This window comes from Mycobacterium sp. E1214 (assembly GCF_001666755.1).
In the GTDB taxonomy this organism is placed as follows: domain Bacteria; phylum Actinomycetota; class Actinomycetes; order Mycobacteriales; family Mycobacteriaceae; genus Mycobacterium.
Genome location: NZ_LZJC01000122.1, coordinates 1 through 13,609, shown reverse-complemented (window position 1 = coordinate 13,609; position 13,609 = coordinate 1). Strand labels below are relative to the sequence as shown.

General features: G+C 68.4%; 12 protein-coding genes and 1 tRNA gene. 6 read left to right on the top strand and 7 right to left on the bottom strand.

Annotation, left to right across the window (positions count from 1 at the left end):
- Positions 1-19: 19 nt before the first annotated feature.
- Entirely contained in the window at positions 20-1,027 is a 1,008-nt protein-coding gene (grcC1, locus tag A5700_RS16495; RefSeq protein WP_068064842.1) for a nonaprenyl/(2E,6E)-farnesyl/geranylgeranyl diphosphat synthase, read from the top strand.
- A 77-nt stretch (positions 1,028-1,104) separates the two neighbouring features.
- Entirely contained in the window at positions 1,105-1,968 is an 864-nt protein-coding gene (gene htpX, locus A5700_RS16490) for a zinc metalloprotease HtpX (RefSeq protein ID WP_068064845.1), read from the top strand.
- Positions 1,969-1,991: 23 nt separating this feature from the next.
- Here the strand turns inward: htpX and A5700_RS16485 are convergent, their stop codons facing one another.
- The 4 genes from A5700_RS16485 to A5700_RS16470 form a co-directional block, all read right to left on the bottom strand.
- A complete protein-coding gene (locus tag A5700_RS16485; protein ID WP_082966235.1) occupies positions 1,992-3,542 on the bottom strand; it encodes a SulP family inorganic anion transporter in 1,551 nt (516 codons plus the stop codon).
- Between the two features lie 241 nt (positions 3,543-3,783).
- Positions 3,784-4,809 carry an NAD(P)H-dependent glycerol-3-phosphate dehydrogenase gene (locus A5700_RS16480; protein WP_068064848.1) on the bottom strand — a complete coding sequence of 342 codons (1,026 nt, stop codon included), beginning with the start codon at positions 4,807-4,809 and terminating at the stop codon, positions 3,784-3,786.
- A 76-nt stretch (positions 4,810-4,885) separates the two neighbouring features.
- Positions 4,886-6,388: an NAD(P)/FAD-dependent oxidoreductase gene (locus tag A5700_RS16475; protein WP_068064851.1), complete on the bottom strand. Its 1,503-nt coding sequence runs from the start codon at positions 6,386-6,388 to the stop codon at positions 4,886-4,888.
- Between the two features lie 69 nt (positions 6,389-6,457).
- Positions 6,458-6,949: a YajQ family cyclic di-GMP-binding protein gene (locus A5700_RS16470; protein ID WP_068064854.1), complete on the bottom strand. Its 492-nt coding sequence runs from the start codon at positions 6,947-6,949 to the stop codon at positions 6,458-6,460.
- A 71-nt stretch (positions 6,950-7,020) separates the two neighbouring features.
- Between A5700_RS16470 and A5700_RS16465 the strand changes: the two genes are divergently transcribed.
- A tRNA-Tyr gene (locus A5700_RS16465) sits at positions 7,021-7,104 on the top strand.
- 126 nt (positions 7,105-7,230) lie between these two features.
- Here the strand turns inward: A5700_RS16465 and A5700_RS16460 are convergent.
- The 3 genes from A5700_RS16460 to A5700_RS16450 form a co-directional block, all read right to left on the bottom strand.
- Positions 7,231-7,434: a hypothetical protein gene (locus A5700_RS16460; protein ID WP_068064857.1), complete on the bottom strand. Its 204-nt coding sequence runs from the start codon at positions 7,432-7,434 to the stop codon at positions 7,231-7,233.
- Positions 7,435-7,549: 115 nt separating this feature from the next.
- A complete protein-coding gene (locus A5700_RS16455; RefSeq protein ID WP_068064860.1) occupies positions 7,550-7,795 on the bottom strand; it encodes a hypothetical protein in 246 nt (81 codons plus the stop codon).
- A 77-nt stretch (positions 7,796-7,872) separates the two neighbouring features.
- Positions 7,873-8,814, bottom strand: coding sequence for a DMT family transporter (locus A5700_RS16450; RefSeq protein WP_068064863.1), 942 nt, complete (start codon positions 8,812-8,814; stop codon positions 7,873-7,875).
- 201 nt (positions 8,815-9,015) lie between these two features.
- On the opposite strand from A5700_RS16450, the gene A5700_RS16445 reads away from it, so the two are divergent.
- The 3 genes from A5700_RS16445 (at position 9,016) to A5700_RS16435 (ending at position 13,293) form a co-directional block, all read left to right on the top strand.
- Positions 9,016-11,343, top strand: coding sequence for a hypothetical protein (locus A5700_RS16445; protein WP_068064865.1), 2,328 nt, complete (start codon positions 9,016-9,018; stop codon positions 11,341-11,343).
- Positions 11,344-11,455: 112 nt separating this feature from the next.
- Positions 11,456-11,863 carry a hypothetical protein gene (locus A5700_RS16440; protein ID WP_231973678.1) on the top strand — a complete coding sequence of 136 codons (408 nt, stop codon included), beginning with the start codon at positions 11,456-11,458 and terminating at the stop codon, positions 11,861-11,863.
- A 134-nt stretch (positions 11,864-11,997) separates the two neighbouring features.
- The gene (locus tag A5700_RS16435) at positions 11,998-13,293 is read left to right on the top strand and encodes an NRAMP family divalent metal transporter (RefSeq protein ID WP_068064871.1); all 1,296 of its coding nucleotides are present in this window, start codon (positions 11,998-12,000) and stop codon (positions 13,291-13,293) included.
- The last annotated feature ends 316 nt before the right edge of the window (positions 13,294-13,609 follow it).

Genomic DNA, 13,609 nt, shown 5'->3' with positions numbered 1-13,609 from the left:
CACCAGTATGTTTGGTCGAGTGAGTACTCCGGCGACGGTGGTAGCGGGCGTCGACTTCGGTGACGCCGAGTTCGCGGCGACCGTGCGCGACGGTGTGGGGCGGGTCGAGCGGCTCATGGACGCCGAGTTGCGCAGCGCCGACGAGGTGATGACCGAGTCGCTGATGCACCTGTTCAAGGCCGGTGGCAAGCGGTTCCGGCCCCTGTTCGCGGTGCTGTCCGCGCAGCTTGGGCCGAACCCGGACGCCGAAGAGGTAACCATCGCCGGCGCCGTCATCGAGTTGGTGCACCTGGCCACGCTGTACCACGACGACGTGATGGACGAGGCCCAGGTGCGCCGCGGCGCGCCGACGGCGAACGTGCGGTGGGGCAACAACGTCGCGATCCTGGCCGGCGACTACCTGTTCGCCACCGCCTCGCGCCTGGTGTCGCGGCTGGGGCCGGAGGCGGTGCGGCTCATCGCCGAGACGTTCGCCCAGCTGGTGACCGGGCAGATGCGCGAGGGCCGGGGCAGCGCCGAGGGCGTCGATCCCGTCGACCACTACCTCAAGGTGGTCTACGAGAAGACGGCCTGCCTGATCGCCGCCGCGGGGCGCTTCGGCGCCATGTTCTCCGGCGCCGACGCCGAGCAAGTGGAGCGCCTGAGCCGCCTGGGCGGGATCGTCGGCACCGCGTTCCAGATCTCCGACGACATCATCGACATCGACAGCGACGCCCACGAGTCCGGCAAGCTGCCGGGCACCGACGTCCGCGAGGGGGTGCACACCCTGCCGATGGTGTACGCCCTGCGCGAACCCGGCCCCGACGCGTCGCGGCTGCGCGAGCTGCTGAGCGGTCCCATCGACGACGACGAGGCGGTCGCCGAGGCGCTGGCGCTGCTGCGCGCCTCGCCCGGAATGGCCAAGGCCAAGCAGGTCCTCGCCGAGTACGCCGAGCAGGCCCGCCAGGAGCTGGCCCAGCTGCCGGACCGGCCCGGCCGCCAGGCGCTGCAGACGCTGGTCGACTACACCATCAGCCGGCACGGTTAGCGGATCCGGAACCCCGCGGGTGCCCTCAGGCGTTCAATGAGCGTAATCCGTGACGCGTGTTCGCAAGGAGGACACCGATGACTTGGCATCCGCATGCCAACAGGTTCAAGACGTTCGCGTTGTTGGTCGGCATGTCTGCCCTGATCGTGTTCGTGGGCTCGCTGTTCGGGCGCACAGCGATGTTCATCGCGGTGCTGTTCGCCATCGGCATGAACGTCTACACCTACTACAACAGCGACAAGCTGGCGTTGCGGGCGATGCACGCGCAGCCGGTGTCGGAGCTGCAGGCGCCGGTGATGTATCGCATCGTGCGGGAGCTGGCCACCGCCGCGCACCAGCCGATGCCGCGGCTCTACATCAGTGACACCAACGCGCCCAACGCGTTTGCGACGGGCCGCAACCCGCGTAACGCGGCCGTCTGCTGCACCACCGGAATTTTGGACATTCTCAACGAGCGCGAGCTGCGCGCCGTGCTGGGACACGAGCTGTCCCACGTGTACAACCGCGACATCCTGATCTCGTGCATCGCGGGCGCGATGGCGTCGGTGATCACCGCGCTGGCCAACATGGCCATGTTCGCCGGCATGTTCGGCGGCAACAACCGCGACGGCGAGAATCCTTTTGCGCTGCTCCTCGTTTCGCTGCTGGGCCCGATCGCCGCGACCGTGGTGCGGCTCGCGGTGTCGCGGTCCCGCGAGTATCAGGCCGACGAGTCGGGCGCGGTGCTGACCGGCGACCCGCTGGCCCTGGCGTCGGCGCTGCGCAAGATCTCCGGCGGCGTCCAGGCGGCCCCGTTGCCGCCGGAGCCGCAGCTGGCCAGCCAGGCGCACCTGATGATCGCCAACCCGTTCCGCGCGGGCGAGCGCATCGGGTCCCTGTTCTCGACGCACCCGCCCATCGAGGACCGCATCCGGCGGCTGGAGTCGATGGCTCGGGGCTGACGCGCGTTACGCGATGCCGCGAATCACGCGGCGGCGCCGGGTGATTCGTGGGCGACGGCCTCGTCGGCACCGCGATCGGCGACGTGACCCGTCTCGAGCCTGCTGGCGATGCGCACCGTGCCGCCGGTCGCCTCGTGCTGCCGCTGCCAGTCGGCAATGGCCTGTTGGGCGGCGTGATCGAGGTAGTTCACCGAAACATCCACGGTGACAACGGTTCCCGCGGGGATCGCGGACAGCACCCGGGTCAGCCGCGGCAGAGCCAGGAAGGTGCACGCCGCGCCCTCGATGGCGACGCGCCACTCGTCGGCCTTGGCTTGGGCGTGCACCTTGGCGCGGATCACCCGCCACCCGGTCAGGGCGATGGCCAGCGCCAGCCCGATCAGCACCCCGTGCAGCAGGTTGAGAAACACGACACTGACGGCGGTGACGACGTAGACGGCGAGATCGCCGTGCTTGAGCGCGGTTTCGATGTGGGCGGGCTTGAGCAACTGGATGCCGATGACGATCAGCAGGCCGGCGAGCGCGGCGGTGGGGATCTCGTCGACCAGACCCGCGAACGGGATGGTGAACAACAGGATCCACACGCCGTGCATGATCGACGAGGCGCGCGACCTCGCACCGGCGTTGACGTTGGTCGAGCTGCGCACGATGACCCCGGTCACCGGCAGGCCGCCGATGGTGCCGGAGATGATGTTGGCGGCGCCCTGTCCCACCAGTTCGCGGTTGAAGTCGGTGCGGGGGCCGTTGTGCATCCGGTCGACCGACACCGCCGAGAGCAGGCTCTCGACGCTGGCGATGAGCGCGACGGTGATCACCCCGATGGCGACCGCGCCGAAGTCACCATGCGGAATGTCGGGCAGCTGCAACGCATCCAGCGGCGATCCCTCGAGATCGATGCGCCGGACGTGGAAGGGGAACACCACCGACACCACGGTCGCCGCCACGATGGCCACCAAGGGGCCGGGGATCCGTCGCACCCGTGCCGGAACCCAACGCCAGCCGATCAGGATGGCGATGACCAGCACCCCCAGCAGAACGCCGGGCCGGTGCGCGCCGATGATCTGCCCGGGCAGGCCGATCAGGTTGTGCCAGGCGGTGCTCTTGGACTTGCCACCGAGCAGCACGTGCGCTTGCTGCAGCGCGATGGTGATCCCGATGCCGGCCAGCATGGCGTGCACGACGACGGGTGAGATCGCGAGCGCGGCCCGCGCGACGCGGCTCAGGCCCAGCAACACCTGCAGCACCCCGGCGGCCACGGTGATCAAACACGTGACGCCCCAACCGAAATCGGATACCAGGCCGGCGACAATCACGGTCAATCCCGCGGCGGGGCCGCTGACCTGTAGCGGCGACCCGCCCAGCGATCCGACGACGATGCCGCCGACGATCGCGGCGATCAGGCCGGCGAGCACCGTGGCGTTCGACGCGATCGCGATGCCCAGCGACAGGGGTAGTGCGACGAGAAAGACGACGATGGACGACGGCAGGTCGTGCCGCACGATCGAGCGCAGGCGTTGCGCTCGCGGTCCGCGGTGGTCAGGGTCCTCGGTGCCGAGTTCTTCGGTGTTGTGCATCGGTCGCGTCCCTTGTCGAGTCTGTGCGGCGATGTGGCGCGATCCGCCCCACCTTCGAACGATTACGTCGGCGTAACCTGTTGGCGGACAGGCGGTTACGAAAGGACTAGCTGCGCGGTCGTGCGCGGGAACGCCTGGCTACCTGCAGTGACGGTATTTTGCCGGCGAAGCGCCGGTCAAGGGCAACGGCGCAGCCCATATCGAACGCAAAGATTTGAATTGCGGACCCGGTTCGCCCAGGTCAGAAGCCGGAGCCGTGCACCTCGTGGCCGGGCGTCTCGGCGATCAGGCCGCTGTAGGCCTGCTCGACCGTGGAGCCGTGGTTGACCACGCCGTCGACCTCGCGCGCGATCGGCATGTTCAGACCGAATTCGTTGGCGAACTCCATGATGACGCTGGCGGCCTTGACGCCCTCGGCGACCTGGTTCATCGAGGCGATGATCTCGTCGATCGGCTTACCGGCGCCCAACTGCTCACCGACGTGCCGGTTGCGGCTGCGCTGGCTGGTGCAGGTGACGATGAGGTCGCCGAGGCCCGCCAGGCCGGGGAACGTCTCCGGGTTGCCGCCCAGCGCGACCCCCAGCTTGGTCATCTCGCGCAGCGCGCGGGCGATCACCAGCGCGCGGGTGTTCTCGCCGATGCCCAGCGAATAGCCCATGCCGACGGCGATGGCGTAGACGTTCTTCAGCGCCCCGGCCATCTCGACGCCGACTACGTCGTCGGTGGTGTACACCCGGAACCGCCGGGTCCGGAACAGCGTCGACAGGCGGGTCGCCAGGTGCTGGTCGGGCATCGCCAGCACGGCGGCCGCGGCGTAGCCCTCACCCACCTCGCGGGCGATGTTCGGCCCGGCCAGGATGCCGGCGGGGTGCCCCGGCAGCACCTCCTCGATGATCTGCGACATCCGCATGTTGGTGCCCTGCTCGAGCCCCTTGACCAACGACACCACCGGCACCCAGGGCCGCAGCTCCTTGGCCAACTCGGTCAGCACGCCGCGGAAACCGTGGGAGGGGACACCCATGATGACGACGTCCGCGCTGTTGGCCGCCTCGGCGAAGTCGGTGGTGGCGCGCAGGGTGTCGCTCAGCACGGCGTCGTCGCCGAGATACCGGCTGTTGCGGTGGTTCTCGTTGATGTCCTTGGCGGTCTCCTCCGAGCGCACCCATTGCAGCGTCGGCCCCCGGCGCGCGCAGATGGACGCCACTGTGGTGCCCCAGGAACCGCCACCGAGGACAACGACTTTGGGATCGCGCATCTGTGCTGCCATGGCGATCAGCGTATTGCCGACGCCAAAGTTTTATAAGGAGTTCACGAACTTCGACGGGGCCTCGTGTCGCCGGCGGCTACCCGGCCAGCGAGGCCCGGTCGGCGGCGCGGCCGAACACCATGGCTTCCCCGACGCGGTCGAAGCGGTAGTCCAGGGCGTCGGCCAGGTAGTTCTGCCGCACATGCCACGGCCGCTTGGTGCCGGACTTGGGCAGCATGTGCACCGAGCGCAGCACGTAGCCGGCGTTGATGTCCCACGACGGCTTCTCGGCCATCGGCTCGTTGGCGCGGTGCGGGTAGGCGTGCGTGTACCCGTGAGAAGCCATGTGTGCCAGCAGCTTTGCGGTGGCACGGGCGGTGATGTCGGCGCGCAGGGTCCACGAGGCGTTGGTGTAGCCGACGCACCAGAACAGGTTCGGCACGTCCTCGAGCATGTGCGCTTTGTAGACGAAGCGGTCGCTGACCTTGATCTCGTTGCCGTCCAGGCTGATCGCGGCCCCGCCCAGCGCCTGCAGCTGCAGCCCGGTCGCGGTGACCACGATGTCGGCGTCGAGGTGTGCACCGGAGCGGAGCGCGACGCCGGTGGCGTCGAAATGGTCGATGTGGTCGGTGACCACCTCCGCACCGCCGGCGCTGATGGCGTTGTACAGATCGGCGTCGGGAATCAGGCACATCCGCTGGTCCCACGGGTTGTAGCGCGGCTTGAAGTGCGTGTCGACGTCGTAGCCGGCGGGCAGGCTGCTGATCGCCTTGCGCCGCAGCAGCCACCGCACCAACCCGGGTGCCTTGCGGGACAACGCGTAGAACACCGCCTCGGTCAGCGCGCTGTAGATCCGTATCACCAGATGTGCGGGCTTGCGCGGCAAGAGCTTTCGGGAGATTGCGGCGACCGCGCCGTATTTGGACGCCGAGATGAGGTAGGTGGGGGAGCGCTGCAGCATGGTGACCTTCGCGGCCCGTCCCGACAGGGACGGCAGCAGGGTGACCGCGGTCGCGCCGCTGCCGATCACCACGATCCGCTTGCCGGTGTAATCCAGATCCTCGGGCCAGTGCTGGGGGTGCACCACCGTGCCCGCGAAGTCCGCGATGCCCGGGAACTCCGGGGTGTAGCCCTCGTCGTAGTTGTAGTAACCGCTGCCGAAGAACAGGAAGCGGCCGCGGTAGCGCCTGGGCGCGCCGTCCTGCTCCACCGTGACCGTCCACGTGTCGGTCGACGAGTCCCAATCGGCCGAGCGGACCCGGCTGTTGAACCGCATGTGCCGGTCGATCCCGTACTTACGCGCGGTCGCGGCCAGGTATTCGCGGATGTGGACGCCGTCCGCGACGCCTTCTTTGCGCGGCCACGGCTCGAACGGGAACGACAGCGTGAAAATGCTGCTGTCCGAGCGCACCCCGGGATAGCGGAACAGGTCCCACGTCCCGCCGATCTGCGCGCGCCGCTCCAGGATGGTGTAGCTCAGCTGCGGGTTGCGCTCGGAGATGCGGTACGCCGCATCGATACCGGAGATCCCGGCACCGACGATGATGACGTCGAAATATTCGGCCTCGACCGGCGCCGGGCCGGTGGGAGTCACGGTCATCGTGAACCTCGCTCAGCGGTGAAGGGACAAGGCGTGGTCATCAGCGTAGAGACCCACCGGTTGGTCGGGCTAGCGGTAGTTGACGAACTGCAGCGCCACCTCGAGGTCGGCGTTGCGCAGCAGCGCCTGCACCGCCTGCAGGTCGTCGCGCTTCTTGCTGGTGACGCGGATCTCCTCGCCCTGGATCTGCGTCTTGACGGTCTTCGGGCCGTCGTCGCGGATCAGCTTGGTGATCTTCTTGGCGTTCTCGCTGCTGATGCCCTGCTTGATGGTGCCGGTGACCCGGTAGGTCTTGCCGGAGGCTTGGGGTTCACCCGCGTCGAACGCCTTCATGGAGATGTCGCGGCGGATCAATTTCTCCTTGAAGACGTCCACGGCGGCCTTGACGCGTTCCTCGGTCGACGACGTCAACTCGATAGCCTCGTCGCCCTTCCAGGCGATCGTCGAATCGGTGCCGCGGAAGTCGAACCGGGTGGCCAGCTCCTTGGCGGCCTGGTTGAGCGCGTTGTCGACCTCCTGACGGTCCACTTTGCTGACGATGTCGAACGATGAGTCCGCCATGCAATCCGTCCCTTCCCTCGAAGTGCTAGCCGTTTGTGCTTTGTCTACTCGCTCGTTGTAACCTGCTATGCGGCAGGTTGCCCGAGCGGCCAATGGGAGCGGACTGTAAATCCGTCGCGAAAGCTTCACAGGTTCGAATCCTGTACCTGCCACCAAAGTTTCCGTGGACGCGGCCAAGCCGAACGCGACCGGGCCGCCCCGCGTGAGGGGACGGGCCCGGTTGGGCGAATTGGTCTGTGCGCAAACGCGTCACGGCGGGTGACGGCGCCCGCGGCGCGCTCCTATTGCGGCGCCACCCGGTAGCTGAAGGACCATTCCAGGTCGTCGCCCTCGACGGGGTGGCTGTCGCCCAGTTGCAGATCGACAACAGCGCGCCGTCGGGTCTTGCGTTGCGCCTTCTGCATCGCGAGCGCCTCGACATGAACCTCGGGCATGCGTTGCGGCGCTCGGATCGTGTCGTGCCGCACCTCGGGTTGACCGCTCATAACCTTTGTATGCCCCTATCGTCTAGAGCAAGCTGTCGCGGGGGAAACGGGCCGCCTGCGAGAGATTCGTCGCAGGGGTCGCCTGTGCCGGTTCATCGCGCCGTGGGCGCGGGCGTCAGGGTCGATCGCAGAACGCCACGCACAGGTCTTGCGGGCGAATCGGCACCCACTGCAGGTTCCCGTCGGCCTGGCGCGCGCAGAAGATCGGGCCGCCGCGGCCCCACAGCTTCGTCCCCTCCGGGGAGCACGGCTGACCGAACTCGTTGTTGTTGTCCGCGTAGGCCGGACCGCTCGCGAACAGGATCGTGAAGGGGGCAACGGCCGTCACCACGGCCAAGCCGACGGACCTCAATGCGTTCATCTTTGCGCCCTCCTTGAAACGACTGCTCAACGCCAGCCTTGACGATATCTCAGCGGACTACTCAATGGTTGTGTGATCTAAGTAATCCGGGCGGCGGCCACCGGTTCGCAGCCCGGATCCGATGGCACCCGCTTCGACGGCGCGGGGGGTTCGCTCGCCTCGATGGCCTGGCTGCGGCCCAGCGCTACCGTCGCCGCCACCATCGCCACGACGGCGGCGGCGAGAACCGGCGCCGCAACGCCGCCCACCGCCACGTGATCACCGAGCACGATCACCCCGAGCAACACCGCGACGATGGGCTCGCCGACGAGCATGATCGGCACGGACGCTTGCAGGGCGCCGGCATGGAACGCGGAGCTTTGCACCACCATCACGGTTGCGGCCAGCGCGATCAGCACGTAGGGCGCGGGAACCGTCAGCAGCGCGTGCCATCCCCCCACCGAGAACCGGTGCGTGCAGACCTTCGTGACCACGGCGATCATGCCGAGCAGCACGGCCACTGCGGCGCCGAGCAGGATCGCGCGGACGCGGCCGGCGGCGCGGTGCGCGGCCGTGATGCAGACCAGCACCGACGGCACGGCGATGGCCAGCGCCAGCGTCCACGCCGGGATCGGAGGTCGGCTGTGGCCTTCGCGGGGCTGCCCGACGAGAACGAACACCGCCAGCGCGGCCGTCAGCAGCGTCGCCCAGCCCCACTGGACCCAGCTGATGCGCTGGTGGCACAGCCGCGCGCTCATGGGCAGGGCGAACAGCAGCGAGGAGACCAGCAGCGGTTGCACCAACAGCAGCGAGCCATGGGCCAGGGCGATGGCCTGGAACACGAAGCCGGCGACGGCCGCGATCAGCCCCGCCCACCACTGCGGCTGGCGGACCAAGGAGGTCGCCATGGTCGACGACAGCGCCTCGGCGCCGGGAACGCGCTGCGCGGCGCGTTGCCGGACGACGATGCCCACGGCAGCCCAGAACGCCGACAGCAGTGCCGAGCCGATCGCGACCGCGTGTACAGAGACCCACCCCATGGCGCCGTGAATACCCTCCGCACCGCCCCGGCTAACTCGCCGCGGGTGGCTGGTGACTGGTGCGGGTGTCGCCGGCCAAAATATGCTTTTGCTCGACGCGACCGTCGTCCCCCTGGGGAGGGGGCAAACGCCTGGTGGCAGGCGCGCGGTCGGCACAAAGGGGGCGGGGATGGTCGTCGACACGCGATTGCTGGGCGGGCCATGCAGCTGAAGTATCTGTCCATCGCGGAGCTGATCGCGGGCGCCGGCGGAGATCCCTGGGAAATCAACCGGACACTGCAGGCCGGCCAGCCGGGGCAGATCTCCGGCCTGGCCAACGCGTTCCACGCGGCCGGCCGGCACACCGCCGAGGCCGACGCCGCCTTCGACCAGGCGCGCAAACGCTTCGACGCGGCGTGGAATCACCAGAACGGCAACAGCCCCATCAACGACGCCGACGAGGTGCAGCGCACCGCGAAGGCGCTGGGCGCGCAGTCCGAGCAGCTGCCCAAGATCGGCGCCGACCTGGAGAAGATCGCCGCCGACCTGGCCGACGCGCAGAAAAGCGGCGCCGCCGAAATCGCCGCGCTGGAGCACAAGCTGGAGGTGCTCGACAGGATCATCGGCGCGGCAACCGAGGACCTCAAGCACACCGACCTGACCCCCGACGACCGGCACGCGCTGGAGGCGTTGATCCGAGCCGCGAAGGCCGACGCGGTCGATGACACCCGCGACGCGCTCGACCGATTGCGCGCCACCCGCGACAACTACACGAAGTCGTTGCACCAGGCGCAGAAGAGCCTGGCCGACGACGGCTACGACCCGGAACGGGTCCTGGGCTTCGACGGGCACGCGCCCGAGACGCCCGAGCAGGCCCGGCAGGACGTCACCGACGCCCTCGCGGGCGACAAGGGCGCCGCGGCGCGGGTAAACGGGGTGCTGCACTCGGTGTCGCCGGAGCAAGTCGCCGGCAAGACGCCGCTGACCTCCGAGCAGGCGGCGGTGCTGAGCCAGCTGCAAGCGCAGGAACACGGCATGAGCATGGACGCGCTGACGGCCGCCGAGCAGCGCCTCGGCGACGAGAAGGGCATGATCGGCGACTCGCTGCAGCTGATGAGCAACCCGAACATCACCTTCCCGAAGACGGACACGAAGGTCGGCGCGGTTCAGGGCGGGGACACCCTGCGCGGCGGTGCCGCGCAGCTGCCCGAGAGCGTGCAACAGCTGCTCAACGCGCACTGGCCCGACCTTCGCCACTTGAACCAGTTGGCCGGCATCGTCAAGGACGGCAACCGCTCGCTGCAGGCCAACACCGACCTCGACAAGGGCATGATGAAGCAGGCGTCGGCCCTGATGAACGGCGCCTTCTGGCGGGCCGGAGAGGGCCAGGCCGGCGACCTGAAGCCCAACATCGATCCGACCGTCTCCAACGTGCTCTCCGCGGTGTCGCCGGATCACCAGGTGGTTCACGACGCCATGACGGGCGCCGATCACGACCGGTTCCTGCAGAACCTCACGCATCATTACTGGCAAGACCACGGCGACGCGGTGAGCTCGCTGTTCTCGTGGACCGGCGATGCGGCGCGAGGTCCCGAAGCGCGGCTCGCCGGGGAGACGGCCCATGCCTACAGCTCCTACATCGGCAATCACCCGGAGCTGATGCACCTGCCCGGCAATCACACCCTGGGCGAGATGGACCCGAAACTGGTTCAGGGCATGGCACACGGGCTGGGCCCGTACGTGAACAACATTGCCGGCACCTCCGGCGGCTTACCCGAATTCGGCACTCCGCTCGACGACGAGGGCAACACGCGATCGGGTGCGCTACCGGTGGCCAAGGAGATCTTCACGGTGATCGGCAGCGACAAAGACGCCGCGACGTATTTCAACGGACAGGCGTATGCCCAGGCCGTGGTTCACGAGGCGGCATTCGGCAACGAGACCACGCATTCCGGTTACGACGCGCAGCTCTACGACGCCGCGACCCTCAAGGGTCTGGTGGACGTCGGGACCCATAATGCCCACCTCGCCAACGAGACCAACGGCTTCCATCAGCAGCAGTCCGAATACGAGATAAAGAAACAGGCCTACGAAGCCGGGCTGACCGGGCTGACGACGGCGGCGGGTCTACCGCCGGGGGTCGGCACGGCGGCCAGCCCCGCGTTCAACGTCTTGGGGCACGGCCTGGAGAACAGCATCCTGGGCCCGCCGCCGACCGGGCCGAACGAGAACCCGATCCAGCCGCTGGACATCGGGTACGCGGACCAGGGAATGGCGAACGCGTTGCTCGGGGCCGGGCACAACGTGCCGCTTCCCCCCGAGTACGTCATCCACGACGCGGACCATCCCAACGGGCGGCTCGCGACGCTCGACGAAGTGAAGGCCAGAATCCCCGGGGTCACCGCGGGTCAATACGACAGCGTGATCGGTCCCGCCGTGTCGCAGGCGATCGGGCTGCCGCCTGCGGAGAAGATGGCGCCGGACGAGTGGATGGCGACGCGCTACGACAACGTCGTGGGCGTGCCCCATCCGAACCAGGGCACCCCGTAGGAGCCTTCGAAATATGTTGTCATACAGGTCGATTCGATGGGTCGGTGTCGTTGCGGCCGTCGCATCCGCCGGCTTGACGCTGTTGCCGTGGATCGACGTAAGCCCTCTTGGAGTGCCCATTCGGTGGAACGGCCTCGGCTTCTACATCGGCGACCACCGCAACCACTACGGTGCCCTGCTCACCGGCATGGTCGACAGCGCACCGGGGTGGGTGGTGTTGATCGCATCGATCTCGGCCGCCGGGGCCCTGTGGGCCGCGACGCGGGTGCAACCGCTCGGGCTTGTCGCCTGCGGGTGCGCGCTCATCGCCTGCGGCGTTGCCGCGCTGTCCCTGCTCTATCCCGCGGTGCTCGTCGGCGACGCCAAGCGTGAGTTGGGAATTTCCGGGCTCCCGGATCGGTGGTTGCTGAACTCCACCGTGCTCATCTCCGAAATCGCCACCACCGCGGTCCTCGTGGTGTGCGCCGCGTTCCTGACCATTCGGCAGAGGGCGGGCGCCGGCGCCAGGGGCGCACGCTGACGGACTCGGGCGAGCATCCCTGTCCCGTACTCGAGAACAGCACTTTCACCACGAACCCCCGCAGGTTAGGGCAGCCTTAGTTTAGGATCCGGTTCGGGCGGTCGAACGCCGCCGAACACGGGAGGGGGTGACAGGTGGTCGAATCTGGCACGGCGGTCGCGGACGAGTCCGGCGGCCCGGCATCGGTGTCGCTGCGGACGCGCGGTCGCTGGCTGCGCTGGGGAGTGCTGTCGGTGTGGGGACCGGGCCTGGTGGTGATGCTGGCAGACACGGACGCCGGCTCGCTGATCACCGCGTCGCAGTCCGGCGCGCAGTGGGGTTACCGGATGGTGCTGCCGCAGCTCATCCTGATGCCGGTTCTCTACGTCGTCCAGGAGATGACCGTGCGCCTGGGCATCGTCACCCGGCGCGGACACGGCGCCCTGATCCGCGAGAAGTTCGGCCGCGGCTGGGCGTGGGTGTCGGCGTTCACGCTGTTCGCGTCGGCGATCGGGGCGCTGTTGACCGAGTTCGCCGGCGTGGCCGGGGTGGGGGAATTGTTCGGCGTCTCCCGGTGGGTGAGCATCCCGATCGCCACGGTCGCGTTGCTGGCGCTGGCGCTGACCGGCAGCTACCGGCGCGTCGAGCGCATCGGGCTGATCATCGGCGCCGCCGAACTGGCCTTCCTGATCGCCATGCTCATGGCGCGGCCCAGCCTCTCGGCGCTGGTCGGCGGATTGTCGTCGATGCCGCTGGGCAACTCGTCGTACCTGATGCTGGTGGCGGCCAACGTCGGCGCCGTCATCATGCCGTGGATGATCTTCTACCAGCAGGCCGCGGTGGTCGATAAGCGGTTGTCGGAGACGACCATTCGTCAGGAGCGCTACGACACCGCCGCCGGCGCGGTACTGACCCAGCTGATCATGATCGCGGTGGTGGTGACCATGGCGTCGACGGTCGGGGCCCACGAGGGCGGGGTGTCGCTGGACACCGTCGGTCAGATCGCCGAATCGCTCACGCCGTACCTGGGTCACACCGGGGGGACGGTGCTGTTTGGGCTGGGCATGCTGGGCGCGGCGCTGGTGGCCGCGATCGTCGCCTCCCTGGCCGGGGCATGGGGCCTGGCCGAGGTGTTCAAGTGGCGGCACACGCTCAACGAGCGGCCCAACCGCGAGACCGCCAAGTTCTACCTGACCTACGCGCTGGCGCACATCGTCGGCGCGATACTCGTGCTGGCCAGCGTCGACCTGGTCAACCTCGCGCTGGACGTCGAGGTGATGAACGCCCTGCTGTTGCCGATTGTGCTGGGCCTGCTGCTGGCGCTGGAGGCCAAGGCGCTGCCCGAGCAGTGGCGCATGCGCGGCGCCCACAAATACGTGACCTGGGCGCTGTGCCTGGTGGTGATAGCCTTCGGGTTGTACATGGTCCCGCAAACCCTCGGATGGGTTTGAGGCCGTCCTTCCGCCGCATAAGCCCAGGTGGGCGACGGATTCCCGAAGTACAGCAAAAACATAGGTTATCGAAAGGTCGGGCCCATCGCCCTTCATTAGCGTCGTTGGTGTTACGCCGAATGAAGGGAGAAAACGATGGCATCGCGCACCGTAAAGCTCCGTCGACTGGTGGGGGCCACGGCGTTGTGTGGGGGAATGGCTATCGCCGCTACGGGCATCGGAGCGGGCGTCGCCAGCGCGCACCCGTGGGGCCCGCCGCCCCCGCCGGGACCGGTCGGGTGGGCAGCTCCGCCGCCGCCGCCGCCCGGATGGGGCC

Bases quoted from the DNA above. Each gene is read 5' to 3' on its own strand.
- htpX (WP_068064845.1), top strand. From the start codon at position 1,105: ATGACTTGGCATCCGCATGCCAACAGGTTCAAGACGTTCGCGTTGTTG.
- A5700_RS16485 (WP_082966235.1), bottom strand. From the start codon at position 3,542: ATGCACAACACCGAAGAACTCGGCACCGAGGACCCTGACCACCGCGGA.
- A5700_RS16480 (WP_068064848.1), bottom strand. From the start codon at position 4,809: ATGGCAGCACAGATGCGCGATCCCAAAGTCGTTGTCCTCGGTGGCGGT.
- A5700_RS16475 (WP_068064851.1), bottom strand. From the start codon at position 6,388: ATGACCGTGACTCCCACCGGCCCGGCGCCGGTCGAGGCCGAATATTTC.
- A5700_RS16470 (WP_068064854.1), bottom strand. From the start codon at position 6,949: ATGGCGGACTCATCGTTCGACATCGTCAGCAAAGTGGACCGTCAGGAG.
- A5700_RS16460 (WP_068064857.1), bottom strand. From the start codon at position 7,434: ATGAGCGGTCAACCCGAGGTGCGGCACGACACGATCCGAGCGCCGCAA.
- A5700_RS16455 (WP_068064860.1), bottom strand. From the start codon at position 7,795: ATGAACGCATTGAGGTCCGTCGGCTTGGCCGTGGTGACGGCCGTTGCC.
- A5700_RS16450 (WP_068064863.1), bottom strand. From the start codon at position 8,814: ATGGGGTGGGTCTCTGTACACGCGGTCGCGATCGGCTCGGCACTGCTG.
- A5700_RS16445 (WP_068064865.1), top strand. From the start codon at position 9,016: ATGCAGCTGAAGTATCTGTCCATCGCGGAGCTGATCGCGGGCGCCGGC.